This window comes from Bacillus sp. 5w2, assembly GCF_054353775.1.
Window position 1 is genome coordinate 281700 of the sequence record NZ_JBTIWT010000004.1, and the last position, 16701, is coordinate 298400.

General features: G+C 34.5%; 23 protein-coding genes and 1 riboswitch. Of the genes, 14 read left to right on the forward strand and 9 right to left on the reverse strand.

What is annotated here, in order from left to right:
* Positions 1 to 18 precede the first annotated feature (18 nt).
* Together ACXY7N_RS11265 and ACXY7N_RS11270 are read left to right on the forward strand one after the other, a co-directional pair.
* A complete protein-coding gene (locus tag ACXY7N_RS11265) occupies positions 19 to 774 on the forward strand; it encodes a class I SAM-dependent methyltransferase (protein WP_016087016.1) in 756 nt (251 codons plus the stop codon).
* Between the two features lie 119 nt (positions 775 to 893).
* Entirely contained in the window at positions 894 to 1424 is a 531-nt protein-coding gene (locus tag ACXY7N_RS11270) for a DUF3841 domain-containing protein (RefSeq protein WP_048894620.1), read from the forward strand.
* Here the strand turns inward: ACXY7N_RS11270 and ACXY7N_RS11275 are convergent.
* From ACXY7N_RS11275 to ACXY7N_RS11285, 3 genes are all read right to left on the reverse strand, one after another.
* Positions 1417 to 1632, reverse strand: a complete 216-nt coding sequence (locus ACXY7N_RS11275) for an IS3 family transposase (RefSeq protein ID WP_082181487.1) — start codon at positions 1630 to 1632, stop codon at positions 1417 to 1419. The genes ACXY7N_RS11270 and ACXY7N_RS11275 overlap by 8 nt on opposite strands.
* A 48-nt stretch (positions 1633 to 1680) precedes the next feature.
* On the reverse strand, positions 1681 to 1824 hold the full coding sequence (locus ACXY7N_RS11280; RefSeq protein ID WP_000945246.1) for a hypothetical protein: 144 nt from the start codon (positions 1822 to 1824) through the stop codon (positions 1681 to 1683).
* A gap of 97 nt (positions 1825 to 1921) precedes the next feature.
* A riboswitch (cyclic di-AMP (ydaO/yuaA leader) is annotated at positions 1922 to 2064 on the reverse strand.
* A 38-nt stretch (positions 2065 to 2102) separates the two neighbouring features.
* On the reverse strand, positions 2103 to 2564 hold the full coding sequence (locus tag ACXY7N_RS11285) for a GNAT family N-acetyltransferase (protein WP_016087018.1): 462 nt from the start codon (positions 2562 to 2564) through the stop codon (positions 2103 to 2105).
* A gap of 136 nt (positions 2565 to 2700) precedes the next feature.
* On the opposite strand from ACXY7N_RS11285, the gene ACXY7N_RS11290 reads away from it, so the two are divergent.
* From ACXY7N_RS11290 to ACXY7N_RS11315, 6 genes are all read left to right on the forward strand, one after another.
* Positions 2701 to 2949 carry a GlsB/YeaQ/YmgE family stress response membrane protein gene (locus tag ACXY7N_RS11290; protein WP_016087019.1) on the forward strand — a complete coding sequence of 83 codons (249 nt, stop codon included), beginning with the start codon at positions 2701 to 2703 and terminating at the stop codon, positions 2947 to 2949.
* Positions 2950 to 3012: 63 nt separating this feature from the next.
* The gene (locus tag ACXY7N_RS11295) at positions 3013 to 4134 is read left to right on the forward strand and encodes an AI-2E family transporter (protein ID WP_016087020.1); all 1122 of its coding nucleotides are present in this window, start codon (positions 3013 to 3015) and stop codon (positions 4132 to 4134) included.
* Positions 4135 to 4487: 353 nt separating this feature from the next.
* A complete protein-coding gene (locus ACXY7N_RS11300) occupies positions 4488 to 5051 on the forward strand; it encodes a maltose O-acetyltransferase (protein WP_000845606.1) in 564 nt (187 codons plus the stop codon).
* Positions 5052 to 5125: 74 nt separating this feature from the next.
* Positions 5126 to 5368: a hypothetical protein gene (locus tag ACXY7N_RS11305; RefSeq protein ID WP_223261030.1), complete on the forward strand. Its 243-nt coding sequence runs from the start codon at positions 5126 to 5128 to the stop codon at positions 5366 to 5368.
* A gap of 122 nt (positions 5369 to 5490) precedes the next feature.
* Complete coding sequence (locus ACXY7N_RS11310; protein ID WP_016087022.1) at positions 5491 to 6531, forward strand: ROK family transcriptional regulator; 1041 nt, start codon at positions 5491 to 5493, stop codon at positions 6529 to 6531.
* A 61-nt stretch (positions 6532 to 6592) separates the two neighbouring features.
* Positions 6593 to 6973 (forward strand): VOC family protein, encoded by a 381-nt coding sequence (locus ACXY7N_RS11315; RefSeq protein ID WP_033659732.1) that lies wholly within the window; start codon positions 6593 to 6595, stop codon positions 6971 to 6973.
* Positions 6974 to 7071: 98 nt separating this feature from the next.
* Here the strand turns inward: ACXY7N_RS11315 and ACXY7N_RS11320 are convergent, their stop codons facing one another.
* Positions 7072 to 7533 carry an NUDIX hydrolase gene (locus ACXY7N_RS11320; RefSeq protein ID WP_488592409.1) on the reverse strand — a complete coding sequence of 154 codons (462 nt, stop codon included), beginning with the start codon at positions 7531 to 7533 and terminating at the stop codon, positions 7072 to 7074.
* Between the two features lie 17 nt (positions 7534 to 7550).
* The gene (locus tag ACXY7N_RS11325) at positions 7551 to 8390 is read right to left on the reverse strand and encodes a DUF2785 domain-containing protein (RefSeq protein WP_016087025.1); all 840 of its coding nucleotides are present in this window, start codon (positions 8388 to 8390) and stop codon (positions 7551 to 7553) included.
* Positions 8391 to 8513: 123 nt separating this feature from the next.
* On the opposite strand from ACXY7N_RS11325, the gene ACXY7N_RS11330 reads away from it, so the two are divergent.
* Entirely contained in the window at positions 8514 to 9236 is a 723-nt protein-coding gene (locus tag ACXY7N_RS11330; RefSeq protein WP_488592410.1) for a GNAT family N-acetyltransferase, read from the forward strand.
* Positions 9237 to 9287: 51 nt separating this feature from the next.
* Complete coding sequence (locus ACXY7N_RS11335) at positions 9288 to 10127, forward strand: hypothetical protein (protein WP_016087027.1); 840 nt, start codon at positions 9288 to 9290, stop codon at positions 10125 to 10127.
* 101 nt (positions 10128 to 10228) lie between these two features.
* On the opposite strand, the gene ACXY7N_RS11340 is transcribed toward ACXY7N_RS11335, so the two are convergent.
* Entirely contained in the window at positions 10229 to 11698 is a 1470-nt protein-coding gene (locus ACXY7N_RS11340; protein ID WP_353811122.1) for an RNA-guided endonuclease InsQ/TnpB family protein, read from the reverse strand.
* A gap of 182 nt (positions 11699 to 11880) precedes the next feature.
* On the opposite strand from ACXY7N_RS11340, the gene ACXY7N_RS11345 reads away from it, so the two are divergent.
* On the forward strand, positions 11881 to 12903 hold the full coding sequence (locus ACXY7N_RS11345) for a tyrosine-protein phosphatase (RefSeq protein ID WP_016135013.1): 1023 nt from the start codon (positions 11881 to 11883) through the stop codon (positions 12901 to 12903).
* A 38-nt stretch (positions 12904 to 12941) separates the two neighbouring features.
* On the opposite strand, the gene ACXY7N_RS11350 is transcribed toward ACXY7N_RS11345, so the two are convergent.
* Positions 12942 to 13367, reverse strand: a complete 426-nt coding sequence (locus ACXY7N_RS11350; RefSeq protein WP_016135012.1) for a DUF1648 domain-containing protein — start codon at positions 13365 to 13367, stop codon at positions 12942 to 12944.
* 339 nt (positions 13368 to 13706) lie between these two features.
* Here ACXY7N_RS11350 and ACXY7N_RS11355 point away from each other — a divergent pair, with 339 nt between their 5' ends.
* Positions 13707 to 14417 (forward strand): YjjG family noncanonical pyrimidine nucleotidase, encoded by a 711-nt coding sequence (locus tag ACXY7N_RS11355; protein ID WP_016087031.1) that lies wholly within the window; start codon positions 13707 to 13709, stop codon positions 14415 to 14417.
* 151 nt (positions 14418 to 14568) lie between these two features.
* The gene (locus ACXY7N_RS11360) at positions 14569 to 15531 is read left to right on the forward strand and encodes a tubby C-terminal domain-like protein (protein ID WP_016087032.1); all 963 of its coding nucleotides are present in this window, start codon (positions 14569 to 14571) and stop codon (positions 15529 to 15531) included.
* Between the two features lie 209 nt (positions 15532 to 15740).
* Here the strand turns inward: ACXY7N_RS11360 and ACXY7N_RS11365 are convergent, their stop codons facing one another.
* A complete protein-coding gene (locus tag ACXY7N_RS11365) occupies positions 15741 to 15941 on the reverse strand; it encodes a helix-turn-helix transcriptional regulator (protein WP_000896301.1) in 201 nt (66 codons plus the stop codon).
* Positions 15929 to 16288, reverse strand: a complete 360-nt coding sequence (locus ACXY7N_RS11370) for a DUF3796 domain-containing protein (protein ID WP_016135009.1) — start codon at positions 16286 to 16288, stop codon at positions 15929 to 15931. The genes ACXY7N_RS11365 and ACXY7N_RS11370 overlap by 13 nt, the downstream gene beginning before the upstream one ends.
* 179 nt (positions 16289 to 16467) lie before the next feature.
* On the opposite strand from ACXY7N_RS11370, the gene ACXY7N_RS11375 reads away from it, so the two are divergent.
* Positions 16468 to 16662 carry a hypothetical protein gene (locus ACXY7N_RS11375; RefSeq protein ID WP_000958865.1) on the forward strand — a complete coding sequence of 65 codons (195 nt, stop codon included), beginning with the start codon at positions 16468 to 16470 and terminating at the stop codon, positions 16660 to 16662.
* Positions 16663 to 16701 lie beyond the last annotated feature (39 nt).

The following is a 16701-nucleotide window of genomic DNA, read 5'->3' on the forward strand; positions in this document are numbered from 1 at the left end:
GATGGGGGAATGAAGGATATGAAAAGTACACAGATGTTAGCTTTAAATAAAAAGTGTTGGGATACAGTTGCACCATATTTCTTTCAAGTGGATTGTTTACCGAAATATGGTCCGTATACAGCGTCTGAAGATGAGATTCATTTGTTCGATTCAATCAGAAATAAAAAGGTTCTTGATATTGGGTGTGGAAGTGGGCATTCGTTACAATATATGGCAGAGCACGGGGCAGAGGAAGTATGGGGTCTTGATCTTTCAAGTGAACAAATTAAAACAGCGAATGAAACGTTAAAGTGTTGGAATCCAAAGTTAGTATGCGGAGCGATGGAAGAAGAAGGAGATATTCCGAAAGAATATTTTGATATTGTATATTCCATTTATGCATTAGGTTGGACTTCGAACTTAAGAAAAACGTTGGAACTAATTTATTCATATGTAAAGCCAGGAGGAAGTTTTATTTTTAGCTGGGAGCATCCCGTATATTCAAACTTAATGTATGGAACAGAGGAGATTGCTTTAAGCTCGTCTTATCATGAGGAAACTCCTATTACGTTTGAAACATTTAAAGGGGAAAATGTACAAGCAACGTTATATAAAAGAAAAATGAGTACATACATAAATGAGTTAAATAGAGTTGGTTTTACAATTGAGAGGATTGAAGAGCCTGAACCAGCTAGCTCATTTGCTGAAGAATTAGCGGAACCTTCTACGAAATATTATTCTTTATATAAAGCTAGAATGGTGCCAACTACTTTTATTATTAAGGCGAGAAAGTAATATATTATAAAAGGAGCCCATTGTAAAATCTATATAGTCAACCCGTCTTGTTTGATGGGTTGATTTTTTTGTGTGTATTATAATAAGAGATGATTAATAGTTAGATGGGAAGTGTTTGTTTGATAGTACACACAGTTAAACCTCTTCATATATATAGAAAAATGCGAGAAGACGGTTTTTATAGCGGTAATGAAAAATATGTTTGGCCAGAATTTAAATCTTCATATGCTTGGATGATGGAGCAAATGAAAGAAAGGCTTCCTAATTATGATGGTTCAACTTATCCTGTATGGCTTTGGCATAAAAGACCAGATCAGAACCGACCAGGGATGCTACCTAAAGGTCAAAAAGGTGTTATCATTACATTAGACATACCAGATGAGGATATTCTTTGGTCATGTTTTGACTCTTGGCATTGTGTTTTAAACAAGTGGCTATTAACTCAGACAGAAGAAGAATATAATCAATTAGAAGAAGACGGATTTTCTGAAGAAGAAATGATATCTTCATGGTCCAATATTTTTGATTTTAATTGGTTAAAAAGCTCAGAAGAAGATTGGCTTGGATTTGACCTAGATTGGGTTCAGGGTGTAACACCACGTATTGAAATGAAAAACGTAATTAAAGTAAATCGGTTTATTGCTAAGTAGAGGGGAGAGTTAACACTGCAGTGACTCCTATCAAGTAAACCATAATTAAAAAACATAACGAAGCAATCTGAGTTCTAAATTTATATGGACTCAGGTTATTTAATTTTTTCTTTTGAAATCTTGTATGATTATAAGAATGTATATATTTGCTTATAGCAAGCTTAAACGTAGTGAGAATAGTATAAGAAATATCAAAAACACAAGGAATGTCTTTTTAGACACACCTTGTGTTTTTGATGTTAAATGAACCATTTCTTTATCTTTTCGGTTGAAAAATATGCTGAAAGAAGTATTTGTGATGTAAGTTATCTACAACTTTATTTGCTTGATATGTGCGGTGTTGTTCGAGTCGAAGTCTTTGCTCCATCATTTTTATAGCGTGATCAGATAAACGTAACATTTTACATTTCTCCTTTTCTATAAATATAGGTGACTATTTGGTATCGATCCCACATTTATAATTAAGGAGGCAAAATGTGTAACATAGGCAAAAAGCACCTTCCTCTCCCATTACGCTTACGAGGTTAGCTGTCGGACTCGGGAAGTGAGAGTTTCCCTACTTAAAAAAGATTCGCCCCAAGTAGCAAAGCTACAAAAATGGTTCCCCCGCTCCAAATTTCGGACTCAGCAAAAGGTTTTATAAAATAAAAGATAACATAAATAAATTGATGAGTCAAACTATTTGTTGTTTTCTGATTTTTTAAGTGAGGTTAAAACCACTCCATCGGGTAATATGATATCCTTTACTTCAATAAAGCCATGTTTTTTATATAAAGACAGAGCAGGTGTATTTTCTTTCCCTGTTTGTACAATATATGTTTTGGAAGGGGAGAACATGTCAAATACATAAAGTAGTAGTTTTGTAGCAATTCCTTTATGAAAATGATCAGGGGATACGACTAAACGATGAATATCAACTTCCTCTTCATCCATTTTAAAAGAAATAAACCCAGCAAGTGTATCTTCATAAAAATAGCCGTAGAAAATTTCATCACATGATTGAATATCGGCTACAGTATCATAAAGGCGAGGGATAGCTGTACTATTTATATATTTTGCCTCGATTTCATAAGCGGGTATTTGAATATTTAAAATAGAAGTAGCCGTGTTGTGAGAAATTGTTATTAATTTTTGAATCATAGGGTAAAACCTCCTTGTAGACTTTATTTTCATAGATTTGACAACATTTTTCTTTATTGGATATAATAATTATAATAGTTACATAATAATTTAGTATCAAAAAGAAATACACCATAATAGAAATGGAGGACTAAAAATGGGATGGATTATCACATTAATAGTTGGTGCTATTATAGGTGCAATTGCTAGTTCTATAACGGGTAAAAATTTCCCAGGTGGTATGTTCGGCAATATTATCGCAGGTTTATTAGGTGCTTCGTTAGGCAGTAGATTATTTGGATCTTTTGGGCCATCTTTTGGTGGGATTCATGTTGTGCCAGCATTATTAGGAGCAATCGTTTTAATTCTTATTGTATCATTTGTAGTGAAAGCTGCAAAGAAATAGATATATAGATTATGATGAAAAGCCCTGACTAAGGGCTTTTCATCATTCGAAGAGGTGGTTTCGTTGGAAAAAATAAATATAAGAAAAAGAGATAAGCTGAAAAGGTTTTTTAGAGAACACAATTATTTAGCGGTGTTACTTGGGTTTGCACTATTGTTCATTAATATTTTATTACTAACAAAAATATCATTTGTTTTTACACCGTTTATCGTCTTTTTAAAAACAATTTTCTTCCCAGTATTATTAGCGGGCGTGCTATTTTATATATTGCATCCATTCGTTTCGCTTTTAGAAAAGAAAGGTGTTTCAAGAATCGTATCAATAGCTTCTATATATATAATAGTACTAGGATTATTTGTATTTTTAGTTGTAACAGTAATCCCAATTATTAAAGATCAAATCGATGCGTTGATAGATAACTTACCGTATTTCGGTCATGAAATTGAACGAGCAGCACGTAGATTTGGGGAAAGTAATTTACTAAGCAAAATTCAGGAGAATTTAAATATTGATGTAGCGAGTATGGTAAAAGACTACACAGTTGATTTTACGAAGTCGTTATCATCAGTAACAGGAAATGTAACTGGATTTTTAAGTACTGTTACAGAGGTCGTTTTAACGTTTGTAATGGTTCCGTTTATATTGTTCTATCTTTTAAAAGATGGTGAGCAATTACCGAATCACTTCTTAAAGTTTATTTCAGAACAAAGACACCCAGCAGCGATGAGAATACTAGATGATATGCATTATGCGATTAGCTCGTATATTAGAGGTCAAATTATCGTTAGCTTGTTTATCGGTATTATGCTATTAATCGGTTACCTTATTATTGGTATTAAATATGCAGTATTACTCGCTATTTTAGCGATGATTGTAAATATCGTTCCATACGTAGGACCAATCATTGCAATTACACCAGCATTAATTATCGCGTTTATTGACTCGCCAGGGATGGTTTTAAAGGTAATTATTGTTATGATGGTTGTGCAATTAGCAGAAGGTAAATTTATTTCTCCGCAGGTCATGGGGAAAAAGCTAGATATTCACCCAATTACTATCATTTTTATTATTTTAACTGCCGGAAATTTATTTGGAATTATGGGGATTATTTTAGCGATCCCAGGATATGCGATATTAAAAGTGTTGGTTACGCACGGTTATCGATTTGTTAAGTTGAATACGTGAAAAAAAGAGCTAAAACAGTATTATCTGTTTTAGCTCTTTTTTATTAACAATTGATTTGCATATTGGTGTGCTCATTAATAAATGTATAGTATAGCCCCTAAAGGAGAGAATTTGAGTCTCAACGGTTTTAATGAAAAACAAAGTATAGTGCGTGATATTAGTTAAATGCCACCAAGTAATATCATTAGGTGAAGTAAGGAGTTCGCATTTCTTTTTCAAACTTATTAGTTGCATATATGAAAAAGTATGCTAATATAGGGTTACTTATTAAACGTGTTTAATAAGTATAATTAAAACCACTTATTAAAGTCGTTTAATAAGTGGACCCCATATAATAAAAAGGAGATGATTGTATGAAAACGGAGAAGGAAAAGATGTTGGCAGGAGAAATGTATATTGCGGATGATGAAGAATTAGTGGCTGATAGGGTGGAGGCAAAACGTTTAACACGCCTTTATAACGAGGCGATGGAGACAGGAGATGAACAACGTTTTACGTTATTAAATCAGCTTTTAGGTTCTTCAGCTGATGGGAAAACCCACATTAACCCTGATTTTCGTTGTGATTACGGCTACAATATCCATGTTGGAAAGAGCTTTTTCGCAAATTTTAATTGTGTTATTTTAGACGTTTGTGAAGTTCGAATCGGTGATAATTGTATGTTTGCACCTGGTGTCCATATTTATACGGCCACTCATCCTTTACATCCGGTGGAACGGAATTCTGGTAAAGAATATGGAAAGCCTGTAAAGATTGGTAACAATGTTTGGGTTGGCGGGGGAGCTATAATTAACCCTGGTATTTCAATTGGAGACAACGCTGTAATTGCTTCAGGGGCAGTTGTGACAAAAGATGTACCTAATAATGTAGTTGTTGGTGGTAACCCAGCCAAAGTTATTAAAACGATAGACTTATAGAAATCGTTTTTTACGGGTACATGAATAAACAGGTGTCTTATCGTATAGACAATGTGGAAGGCGTTAAAGATAGTATGAACAATCGTATAAAGACATTACTTGCCTCTCGAAACGCTCTATTCCTCTTATTTACTTTGCCAAGTGTTGGGTTTGCTGCAGTTTCTATCATCGATTATATAGCGTTTTTAGTCGGTCCACCATTTTTAGGCATACTTGGAGAAGCGTTCGGAATAGGTAATGCCTTGCTAGCTGTTTTATTATTTGTTATCTTGTCTGGAATTGTATCGTCTGTTACGAGAGAGAATACATCGAGTTAAATACGGAGTGCCGCTAGTAGAAATATATCATCTCTATTGCTTTAGAAAATGATGTATGATATATTGTCAACGCAACTTATTAAAAGTGTTTAATAAGTATGTTGATTAAGGTGGTGAGCGATTTGAGTGAACAATTTGTTACTCAAAAATCGATTAAAGAGACGATTCTTCGCGGCATTCGTACAGCTCTTCTAGAGCGAGGTAGTGCAACGAAAGTTGAACTTAGTAATACATTAGAAATTAGTTTTCCAACGATAAGTAAATTTATAGAAAATATGAAACAAGACGGTGAAGTCACTTTAGTCGGTCTAGATGATTCAAGTGGTGGAAGAAGAGCGAAACGATATGCTTATAATCCGGAATATATGTTAGGTTTAGCGATATTTTTAGAAAAAAATGAGACAAACTATACAATTTTTAACTGTTTAGGGGAAGTAAAAGAGCAAGGAAGTACTTCAAGTGTATTAGTTGACACTGGCGTGAATCTATTATCTAAACATATTGAAAGTCTTATAGCTACATTCCCGAAAATAAGCTCTATATCAATTGGTGTGCCCGGTTCGGTTGATAATGGCCGAATTTTTTATATACCTGGTTATGAAAAGTTCCAAAATTTTAATTTGAAAAGTCATTTGGAGGATCTGTTTTCTATACCTGTAGTAATAGAAAACGATATGAATGCCGCAGTGCTCGGTTATTATAAAGGAACTGGAAATAACGACAATTCCTCTCTTGTATATTTATATTCAGGTCAAAATGGCCCAGGTGCGGGGATTATGGTAAATGGAGATGTCGTACGCGGAAGTACATTTTTCTCAGGAGAGATATCTTTCGTCCCGCAGTACGATAATAAAAATTTCTTGCAAGCTTTGAGAAGTGAAGACGAAGTTAAAAATTCCAATAATCCAGAGAAATATAATATAGATGCTATTACCCGTTTAATAGCTACATGTATCGCTATTATTAACCCTCATGGATTCATCTTCTGTGATGATGAAGTGAACCAATTTGTAATAGATCAAATTGTAAAAAGTTGTCCGCAGTACATTCCGGCGGAACATATTCCGAAAATAACAGTGAGTAATTGGAAAGAAGATTATTTGTATGGGTTAAAAAGCCTTGGACTGGATCTTATGATTACGAAAACAAATAAAGAAAATTAAATGTGCTGGCAATGAAGCATCCAATTGTCAGTTGAATAACATAAAAGAAAAGATGGCGATTATGAAAATTGAACATGTAGCAATTTGGGTGAATGATTTAGAAGGAATGCGTGATTTCTATAAACAGTACTTTAATGGTGAAGAAAATAGCTTATATCACAATCAGAAAAAGCAGTTTGAATCTTATTTCATAACTTTTGAAGGTGGTGCGCGTCTAGAACTTATGAGACAGGTAGGGATAGACGAGAAAGTACAAACGCAAACAATAGGATATGCGCATATTGCTTTTTCTGTAGGTAGTAAAGAAAAAGTGAACGAATTAACTAATACATTAAGAGAAGCGGGATACCCTGTGTTAAACGGCCCGCGTACTACAGGGGATGGTTACTATGAAAGTGTAGTAAGTGATCCTGAAGGAAATCAGATTGAGATAACGATCTAACGTTTTATTTACGGCAAACGATAAAAACCTCATTTCGCGTTATCATGACGAGAAATGAGGTCTTTATATTGCTATATAAAATGAAAGGAAGAGCCATTCTATTTCACGTATAAATTGGATTGCTGAAACTCCTGAATAATTCTTTCAATAACAGGAGGAAGGTTACTAGGTAACTCATCAAGTGGAAAGAAGCGTAGTTCTTTCGATTCCGTATGATCGCATACAAGCTCACCGTGGAATTCGCGGCAAATATAAACAACGAGTACACCGTGTACTTGATCGCCGTTTGGATAGATTTGAAAGTAATCTGGTCCAGAGTATATACGGAATAGTTCTGGATTTTTAATAATAAGTCCAGTTTCTTCATATACTTCTCGCTTTAAAGCGTCTTCTAATGTTTCGTTATATTCTAATGCGCCGCCAATAATGCCCCAGCGGTTAAAGTCTGTGCGGAGCTGCAGTAATACTTCACCTTTTTCATTTACTATAATGGCGTGCGAACCTATTAAAATAAGTGGATGATTTCCTACTAAATTTCTCATGTCTTCAATATAACCCATGTTTTGACTCCTTGTTTTTAATAGTAATTAGGAAGTTCTTTTAACATTCTTTCTGTTTTACGTGCTGTAAAGGCTAAGTTATGATCATCTTTCGTTCTGAAAAATAAAGTGCGTAAAAAGGTTTTAATGTTGGCACATAAAATACAATACTCATTAAGTGAAAGGCGTTTTCTAATTTGGGGAAGCCTTTTTATTTTTTTATGAATAATAGAAATTAACTCGTCTTGCGGAAAGTCATGATACAGCATTGCTAGTAATGGCGTAACAATTCGTTCATCTTCGTTATTATGAAAAAGGTCAGATGGAATGAAGATTTTATTTAATAAGCAATGAATTAATTCTTCATACCATTCAAAGGTCGTATAAGAATTGTGAACAATTTCAGTAAAGGCATCAGATACGTGGGCAAGGCAATGAGCCCATCCTTTATTTTCGATATAGCCTCGAAAATCTGTTTCTAAGTTTGTGTATGTAATGAGTTTGTTTTTTATTTCTTCGATATCCTCCTCTGTAAAAAAGTAGTGCGAATTAGCGAATTGGAGTATTAACGCAAGTAGCGAAACAGTGTAAGAACGTGTGAAAACCCCATCTGTATGTGGGGAGTAAATGTCACAATATAAATACTCATCACGTAAACAAGTATGTAAAAGCAATTTCAATTGATCATCCATAAGGAATTCATGATGAATAAAATGAGCAAAACATTTATAGATAAGTTGGTAACGAACGTAACTATCAGTCGTTCCGATAAACTGAAGCATATTGAGCGTTAACTCATCTATATCTATATGTTGCAGTTGCGTATAGTCATTTTGTTGTATAAGCTCTAACTGTTGTTGCAGCGCTGTAATATCCAATGGAGAACCTCCTCCGCACTTTAAAGATGCGATCTTTTCTAGTATTCTATATATTCAAGGACAATCCTGCTCATGCAAGGAGAACAAGTAGAAATTCGATTATGACATAGATGAGGGAAGAATATGACGACTATAGAACAGTTTGAAAAAAACTTTAAAATAAGAAGAAATGCTTCTTCTATCATGATAAAAGAAAATAATGCAGAGCCTTTTACAGAAGCGCAATTAGAAGAAATAATGCAATATTGCGTTACTGAGGCTGAAAAAGAGGGAATAGAAAACTTACAATTTGAGATCTCTTCAAAAAGTCCAAATTATGATGTGTATAAGAAATGTTTCGAAACGCATTCATTTGAATATGTTACTAAAAACAGGATTGTATGTAAGGATATATATGAAGTAGAAGATGTAGAAAGTGAAATTGATTTTAAGCTGATTGAAGAAGTAGGAGAAGATACTTTTTATTCTCTTTGGAGTGAAATGACGGAAGAACAAGTCACTTACGATCAATTTGTAAATATGATGCTACAAGAAATCGGGGAGCAGTGGAAAGAACATTGTTTAACCGCGAGTATTAATGAAGAGCCGATCGGAATTGTAATCCCGCATATTGAGAGAGGTACGTTAGAAGAAGGAAAACTCATGTATTTCGCAGTCGCTCCAAATATGCGAAATAAAGGGTATGAAGCAGCATTCTTTACAGGGGCAATGTTTGTCTTAAAGGAAATAGGTGCCTCTTATTATATCGGTGAGGCAAATGTACAAAATGAGTGGATGAAGGATGTTTTTGAAAAGAACGGATGTCAGCTGCTAAGTTGTACTGAGCGGTATGTGAGGAAGTTTTAGAAGGATGAATGATGTATACTCTCGAACTCATATAGCGGGAGGGGACTATATATGTTAAAACAATCCATGCATTCATTCGTTTTACTGTATCCACATGTATTGTTAGAAGGTTGGAAAGTTGAAAAGGTTTCAGAACGTTATGAAGGTGAAAAGTGGGAAACTTTTTGGTTTCAAGTTGTTACTCCAACTGGAATGTTTCGGGTAAAAGAGTTTTTTCTCGATATAATGGAGCCAGTATTTCCAGATACCTGTATTTCTCAAGCAAAAGGGGATTGTTTTCAATATAAAAAGCTTGTGTATTGGAAAGGTGTAAATTATAAAGGAAAAGAAAGTTACGTCACATCTACATGGAAAACACAAGTTGAAATTTCTGTTGATCATGGATATGTAAACCAAGGCGAAATGGAAAGGTTTCTATTCGGATTACAACCGGTACATACAGAGTTTGCGAAAACGATATTACATACACCATTTCACTTATTAAGCTTTCAAGCGAAGAGAGGTGAAATGGGCGAGATAGGAAGATGTCGTGAGTGGAATGATCCAGATAACATACGCTATGTAAAGTTATCAATTCATAAAAAGCTAAGTTGGAAACTTGAATCGGTCGGTTTTGGAAATGATGAAACGCAGTATGTATACTGGGACGAAGATAATAAACTATATGCACTTTGGGTTTGTGGACATAAAAACAAAGCGTATTATCCTGTTTCTTCATGGATAATGAACTATGGCCCAAAACAAATTATAAACGGGTTAGAGTTTTATTCGCACCCTGATCGCGGAACAGTTGTATATGAAAATCTCGGTAATGAACAAATCGCATACGTATTTCGAGGGAATCCATGTGTGAATTTTGAACAAGTAAAAGAACTTTTTGCCTGTTTGTAAGATAAAAAGAAAAATGAGAACGACAAAGTAGATATTCCTATAATACAATGAACACTCCCCCACTTAGCGAAGCTTGAAGTGGGGGTTTCTAACGTTTCGACCTAACGGACGATTAACGTCAGGGGAGTTAACACATTAGCGAGCTGTTTCACGCCTAACCCCTCTATCCCATTTGTCCATGCATTTGGGATTACTTTTCGTAAAATGTTAGCCGCAGCATTTACATCTGCATTAATTAAAGTTTTATTTGCTGAACGATATATGCCGCGCTTTATTCGTTTTCCTGAAAAAGTTGTATTTTGGTCATTTTCTCCATACGTTGGAATGAAGTCGTTATCCAGAAAACTTGCTTTCGATGTATATGATTCTTCAGTTACAACAACTTGAATGCCTACAGCATTTGCTTTGTATGTAATCATTTGAATCAATAAACTATGTGGGATATGACAAAACGATTGGTTATTTCTTTTTCCCATATTCGTTTCTTGTTTCCAATTTTTGTTTTGACCAATAACGATTTTACAAACTTCTTCTTCTTGAGCTAGTTTTACGATATGGTGACTAACTTTATGGAAGACGTCTTTTATTTTCAAATAACGTTTTTGATGAAGTTTTTCTATCCTTTTAGAAGTAAAAGGTCTTTCATTAGTTTGTTTTCCATTTCTAAGAACGCTTGTAAAATGACTCTTCATTTTGTTGTAATATTGATTTATGCTTTTGACATGTTTGCCCTTAACAAGGACAGGTTTCATACCTGTGTTTGTTACGATGGTTGCAAGGTTATCAATACCTAAATCAATACTCATATAACGTGCATTCTCTTCAATCATTTGTTGTTCAGAAGGAACATCAATTACCAATTCCACTACATATTCATTGTATTTTGGAATCACACGAACTTGTTTCAGTTTACCTTCAGTGAAACCTAGTTTCCCAATATTTAATTGCAATTTCGTCTTTGGAAACTTTAAAAATCTACTGTTTTTAATGATGCAATCTTGGTTTGTATACAGAATCTCTTTTTCAGAAGAACGAATATACTTTGGAATCCTAGGCATTCCAGCATATTTGTTTGGATTCTTTTTATAGTCTTTTAAACTAGCAAAAAAAGATTTCCAATTTTGGAACACACCTTTCATGATTGACTGGCTACATTGCGTAGGCAAAGCTCGATAATCATTTTGAATCATAGCCTTAAATAGTGCATCTAGAAAGTTGTAATCTACATAAGGTTTTTCAAAATTAGGTTCTGAAAACAAATTACATGTAATCTCTTTCTGTTCTTCTTTAGGTTTTAATTTCTCTTTTTCCAATTTCTTCTGATAGGCAAGAAGTTGTGTGTCATTCATCTTACCAATATTTTTATGAATATTAGCCAGAACTTCTTTTTGCAAAGGCTGCAACTCTTTTTCTTGTGTTAATCCAGTGTACACCTGGCGTATATAAAAGTTTGTGGTGTTGTACATGTTCTTAGCGTTATGACAACATTCTTGAAAATAAGAATACATACGATGCCCTTTTTTAATCCAGATTTGAAGAGTTTTATAGTTTGATGGATTTTCTTTTGCCATTTTATTCACCTCCTTGTTAAGGATATTATAGCAAAAAATAGAACGTATGTTTCTGTTTTTCTTGAAAATAAAATATTTCTTTCTATTCACCTCACCACCTTCACTTACGTTTAGAGGTGGGAGTCCTCTCGAAAGATATGATAGAATAAGATTTGACTATAAGAGAAAGCGTTGGTGAAAGAATGGAGCAGCAAAGACATTGGTTACAAGCAACTGTAGAAAGAAATGAAGATAATACGTTACAAATAAAGTGGGAAAATAATATAGAGGAAGTTCGCATTTACTGGAGTACTTCGCCAGATCATATTGAAGAAAATGGAGAATTACTTGCAACGGTAAATGGAGAATCATCATATTCAATTGAAAATCCGAGCGACAATGAGCGTCCATATTTTAGACTAGTAGGTAGTAATGGACAAGCAGTGACAGTAGCTGAGCGTAGATTGCCATTACAAGGAGCGTTTAACTTCCGTGATATGGGCGGATATGAAACGCTTGAAGGCCGTAAAGTAAAATGGGGCAAGTTGTACCGTTCTGAAGAATTAGCAGGACTAACAGAGTGGGATATTGCGTATTTACAAAAGTCTGGTTTAAAGTTAATTTGCGATTACCGTACAGACTTTGAAGTGAAGCATAAGCCAAACCCTGAGATTACAGGCGCTCGTCAAGTGTGCTTACCCGTTATGCAGGACTTGGCGAAAGATTTAAATATAAATGAATTTTTCCAAGTTGGTGACCTTTCTATGTTAGGAAAACCAGGTGAGTATCTTGTGAAAATGAATCAAGATTTCGTAAGTGGTAATGAAGCATTCGTGAGCTTCTTAAAACTAGCGCAAAATCCGGAAAACTTACCGTTAGTAAACCATTGTACAGCTGGAAAAGACCGTACTGGATTTGGATCAGCATTATTATTACTTTTACTAGGTGTACCAGAAAAAACAGTAATGGAAGACTACTTACTAAGTAACGGTTTCCGTGAAAAGTTAAATGAAAAAATGATGGCCTTTTTAGGTGCAAAATTACAAAACGATGAAAGTAGAGCAATATTAGGTGCAATGTTTGAAGCGCGCGCTGAATATTTACAAGCTGCGATTGATGAAGTGAAAAAGCAATACGGTTCAGTTGAAGCGTATGCTGAAAAGGCACTCGGCTTTACGAAAGAGTCGTTAGAGGAAATGAAAGAGTTATTGCTAGAAGAGAAATAAGAAGAAGGGAGGCTAATTGGATTAGCCTCCTGTTTCTATTATGAAATTTTTCGTTGCTTTATTATTCCTATGACAATTGGAATAACTGTCCCAATTAACAATATCGGTAAAAATAACTTTCCGAAACCGCCGCTCCAATCTAGAGCTATTGAAATTGTTTCAAATTGGATGAAAGCAAAAATAAGTAAACAGACATTTTTTAATTGATTAAGCGTTTTTCTGCTATTTAAATAAAACTGTTTAGCATTCGATTCATTAAATCTTTTTGGATAGTTATGAACTTCTGGAAACTTTTCTAAAGTCTGCATGAGAAGGAGTATGAATGCCCCTATTCCTGGTAGAAGTAAAAGTTCCCACTTTGATCCCCAACGATCTACAGTCCCATATGCGTTATAATGTGCGGGTACTTCCTCAGGTAATCTTCCCCAAATGATAATCAAAAAAATGATTGATCCAAAGAACAATGAATATCCAATAATATCTCCAACCCATTCACTTTTTGTTTTCGGAATTTTTATTTTAGGTCTTTCCCATGAATTTACTATATTTTTCCGCCCCCTTCTATGGTAACTATAGTAATATATTTCCTGTGTTCCCTTTTAAAAAATTGGATTCATTATCCAAATTATCTCAAATTAATAGTGTTTTCACAATTAGTTATTATTGAATAACATGACTCATGTACCTTAAACAACTTTAAGATCTCTGTACAGCTACTATTCGTAAAGGGAAAAAGTTCGACTTAAGAGATAATTAATGAGAAAATACAAGTTGTAAATAACGTACTAGTTGAGGAGAGCATGATGAAATATAAAGTTATATTATTCGACGTAGATGATACATTATTAGATTTTCCTGAAACGGAAAGAAACGCATTACATAACGCGTTTGTACAGTTTGGTATGCCTACAGGGTATGATGATTATCTTGCAAGTTATAAAAAGATTAGTAATGGACTATGGAGAGATTTAGAAAATAAAATGATTACGCTAAGTGAATTAGCGGTAGATCGATTTAGACAATTATTTGCACTTCATAATATAGAAGTAGATGCGCAGCAATTTAGTGACGTATATCTTGAAAACTTAGGGAAAGAAGTACACCTTATAGAAGGTGCAGTGCAATTATGTGAGAATCTACAAGATTGCAAGCTAGGTATCATTACGAATGGATATACAAAGGTGCAACAATCTAGAATTGGAAATTCACCTTTAAGTAACTTCTTTGATCATATTATTATTTCAGAAGAGGTTGGTCATCAAAAACCAGCGGGAGAGATTTTTGATTATGCATTTGAAAAATTGGAGATTACGGATAAATCAAGTGTACTAATGGTTGGAGATTCGCTTACTTCTGATATGAAAGGCGGAGAAGACTACGGCATTGATATGTGTTGGTATAATCCGAGTTTGAAAGAAAATACGACAGATGTTAAGCCGACTTATGAAGTGGAGAACCTGCTACAAATTTTAGAAATTGTGGAAGTGGCGAAAGAAAAGGTAGCTTCATTTTAATTATGTTGATATTTTTCGATAAGTCGATATATCAACATAATCGTTGATATAATTTAAGTTACGATAGATATATTGGAAAAATCGTTGATATAATTTGAGTTGCGTTCAATTTATAGGTACGATCGGTGTAATAACTAGAGGTGAGTAAAGAATGTTAACGTTTTTATTTGAGTTAGACAAGAGTATTCCACAGAAGGATGAGCCACGGTATGCTGCTTATGCAAATGGCTTTATTGAAGGGGATGTAACAATTCGTGCGAGTGACAGGGTACTTTTTCAGAAGTCGTGCATGAAGGTTGCAGAGCTGGGTATTTATTTAGGACAGTGGATGGAACAAGTTCAACACGGGCAGAACGAACAGTTGAATTATGAAACGCCTGACCGTGATGAGATAATTCTTGGTTTCTCCTATGAAGAGGACGATCAGTGGAGAATTTCTTCCAGTTGGCAACAATTTGAACTGCAGGAATGTATCTCTACTGCAACATTAGTGGAGAGTGTTCAACTTTATTTATATGAGCTAAATAAGGAACTGCGCGCGATACAATATCCTGTGACGTTTGATCAGTACTTAAGAGGAGAGCGAATGATGCAGCTTTCTTACAAACGACCGTGTGATAGTAAAGCGGATACGACGTCGATAGAGGTTTATAATGAAAGCGAAGGAGTAGGCGCAGTACGGGGCTATTATAAAAATACGTTGATGAAAGTGCTGGACTATATTCCGAAAGTCGGTAGTAATATCATTTATGAAATAAAGGATAGTAAGGATAATATTCGTGTCATTGCAAAGGATGTAAGTAGGCAGCGCCAAAGAAAGATTTTAGTAACGTACATCGATAATAATAATGCAGAGCATGAAATACTTGTATGTGACGGAAAGTTATTAGATGCAAATTTCTTATTTACCTTTACGTATAAGAGAGAAGAATATGTTGTTCACAAAACTTCACTCGGGCTCGGAAAATTATTACGAAAAGGCTATGTAATCGCAGATTGGAATATTCGTCTTGAGGGAGATATGTATTACATCGAGATGAATGTATACGATGAGGATTATATAGAGGATCAATACGTACTATTAGGCGTATTTCATGCTGTTTTGTATGGGTGATAGTTGTATAAATGAATAATACCGGTATTCTTTGTGAAAAGAATGCCGGTATTTTTTATCCCACTTTAATGGGCAGTAAGACCCCCACCTCAAAATGCAGCGAAAGCAAAGAAGTTAGGTGAGGGATCAACTGCCCATAAAAGTCCGATTGGTTCAACTAATAATCAGTGGGGGGGAAGAAAACCCCCACTGATTAAAGTTTCACTTTATTAATCCTCAAAAATAAAAATCTCATCAATCGTACTATGAAGTGCCTTCGCAATGTCGTGAGCAAGCTGTAAGGAAGGGTTATATTTTCCTTTTTCGAGATGGCTAATTGTTTCACGGCGTACACCAACACTTTTCGCTAAATCTTCTTGTGTCATGTTCAATTTGGCACGATATTCTTTTATTTTCGTTACGAACGCCATGGTGCATCTTCCATTTCGTCAACAGGTTTATCGTAAAAGAACATAGAGAAACCGAATGTAAGAATGAGTGTGCTGAAAATAAGAGCGATATCAATCTCTTGTAGTGTAGGGTTTGGAAATAACATTTCAATAAACATAATGATAGCGGTAGTTAGTAATGTAATGATAAAGGCATTGCGACACGATTTATTGACGATTTGTTCAAACAGTTCATCGTGTTGAACTGTTCTATACGTTGTGAAAAAGGAGAAAAAACAAAACATAGTAAACAATCCTTTTTCGTAAAAAAAGCCGAGGAAACCGAAGAAACCAAGAAATCCTAAATATTTTATCCAAGTTGTTTTCATGGTAGGTCCTCCTTACAATGTTAGAAATAATTCACGTTATGTTATAAATATATCACATGTGGAAATGTATAGTAATAATAGTTTTCCAATTCTTTTCATAATAATAGTAAAAAGAGGAAATATACTGCGAAATAAAGAGGATAATATTGTAAAATGGTTGTAAGGAGGGGGAGGAAGAGATGCTAACTTGGATCATGATCGTTGTATTACTTGTAGTGATTACTGTAGTGGCGACGGTGTTAATTGGACGGAATGGTGATGCGAATTATAGTAAGGCGACAAAAGGGAATATTAAACGGCTGACGATGATTTATATTATACTAGCTGTCGTTTTAATCGTTGGATTAGGTGTGTATATTTATTTTAAAGGTTGAAAAAACTGAAAAAATATAAAAATCTAAAAAATAGAAGTA

What these genes read in the sequence shown, in the direction of transcription:
- ACXY7N_RS11305 (WP_223261030.1), top strand. Translation starts at nt 5,126, where the DNA reads ATGAACAATCGTATAAAGACATTACTTGCCTCTCGAAACGCTCTATTC.
- ACXY7N_RS11345 (WP_016135013.1), top strand. Translation starts at nt 11,881, where the DNA reads ATGGAGCAGCAAAGACATTGGTTACAAGCAACTGTAGAAAGAAATGAA.
- ACXY7N_RS11365 (WP_000896301.1), bottom strand. Translation starts at nt 15,941, where the DNA reads ATGGCGTTCGTAACGAAAATAAAAGAATATCGTGCCAAATTGAACATG.
- ACXY7N_RS11370 (WP_016135009.1), bottom strand. Translation starts at nt 16,288, where the DNA reads ATGAAAACAACTTGGATAAAATATTTAGGATTTCTTGGTTTCTTCGGT.
- ACXY7N_RS11355 (WP_016087031.1), top strand. Translation starts at nt 13,707, where the DNA reads ATGAAATATAAAGTTATATTATTCGACGTAGATGATACATTATTAGAT.
- ACXY7N_RS11360 (WP_016087032.1), top strand. Translation starts at nt 14,569, where the DNA reads ATGTTAACGTTTTTATTTGAGTTAGACAAGAGTATTCCACAGAAGGAT.
- ACXY7N_RS11320 (WP_488592409.1), bottom strand. Translation starts at nt 7,533, where the DNA reads ATGGGTTATATTGAAGACATGAGAAATTTAGTAGGAAATCATCCACTT.
- ACXY7N_RS11300 (WP_000845606.1), top strand. Translation starts at nt 4,488, where the DNA reads ATGAAAACGGAGAAGGAAAAGATGTTGGCAGGAGAAATGTATATTGCG.
- ACXY7N_RS11330 (WP_488592410.1), top strand. Translation starts at nt 8,514, where the DNA reads ATGACGACTATAGAACAGTTTGAAAAAAACTTTAAAATAAGAAGAAAT.
- ACXY7N_RS11290 (WP_016087019.1), top strand. Translation starts at nt 2,701, where the DNA reads ATGGGATGGATTATCACATTAATAGTTGGTGCTATTATAGGTGCAATT.
- ACXY7N_RS11280 (WP_000945246.1), bottom strand. Translation starts at nt 1,824, where the DNA reads ATGTTACGTTTATCTGATCACGCTATAAAAATGATGGAGCAAAGACTT.
- ACXY7N_RS11375 (WP_000958865.1), top strand. Translation starts at nt 16,468, where the DNA reads ATGCTAACTTGGATCATGATCGTTGTATTACTTGTAGTGATTACTGTA.
- ACXY7N_RS11285 (WP_016087018.1), bottom strand. Translation starts at nt 2,564, where the DNA reads ATGATTCAAAAATTAATAACAATTTCTCACAACACGGCTACTTCTATT.
- ACXY7N_RS11265 (WP_016087016.1), top strand. Translation starts at nt 19, where the DNA reads ATGAAAAGTACACAGATGTTAGCTTTAAATAAAAAGTGTTGGGATACA.
- ACXY7N_RS11340 (WP_353811122.1), bottom strand. Translation starts at nt 11,698, where the DNA reads ATGGCAAAAGAAAATCCATCAAACTATAAAACTCTTCAAATCTGGATT.
- ACXY7N_RS11335 (WP_016087027.1), top strand. Translation starts at nt 9,288, where the DNA reads ATGTTAAAACAATCCATGCATTCATTCGTTTTACTGTATCCACATGTA.
- ACXY7N_RS11315 (WP_033659732.1), top strand. Translation starts at nt 6,593, where the DNA reads ATGAAAATTGAACATGTAGCAATTTGGGTGAATGATTTAGAAGGAATG.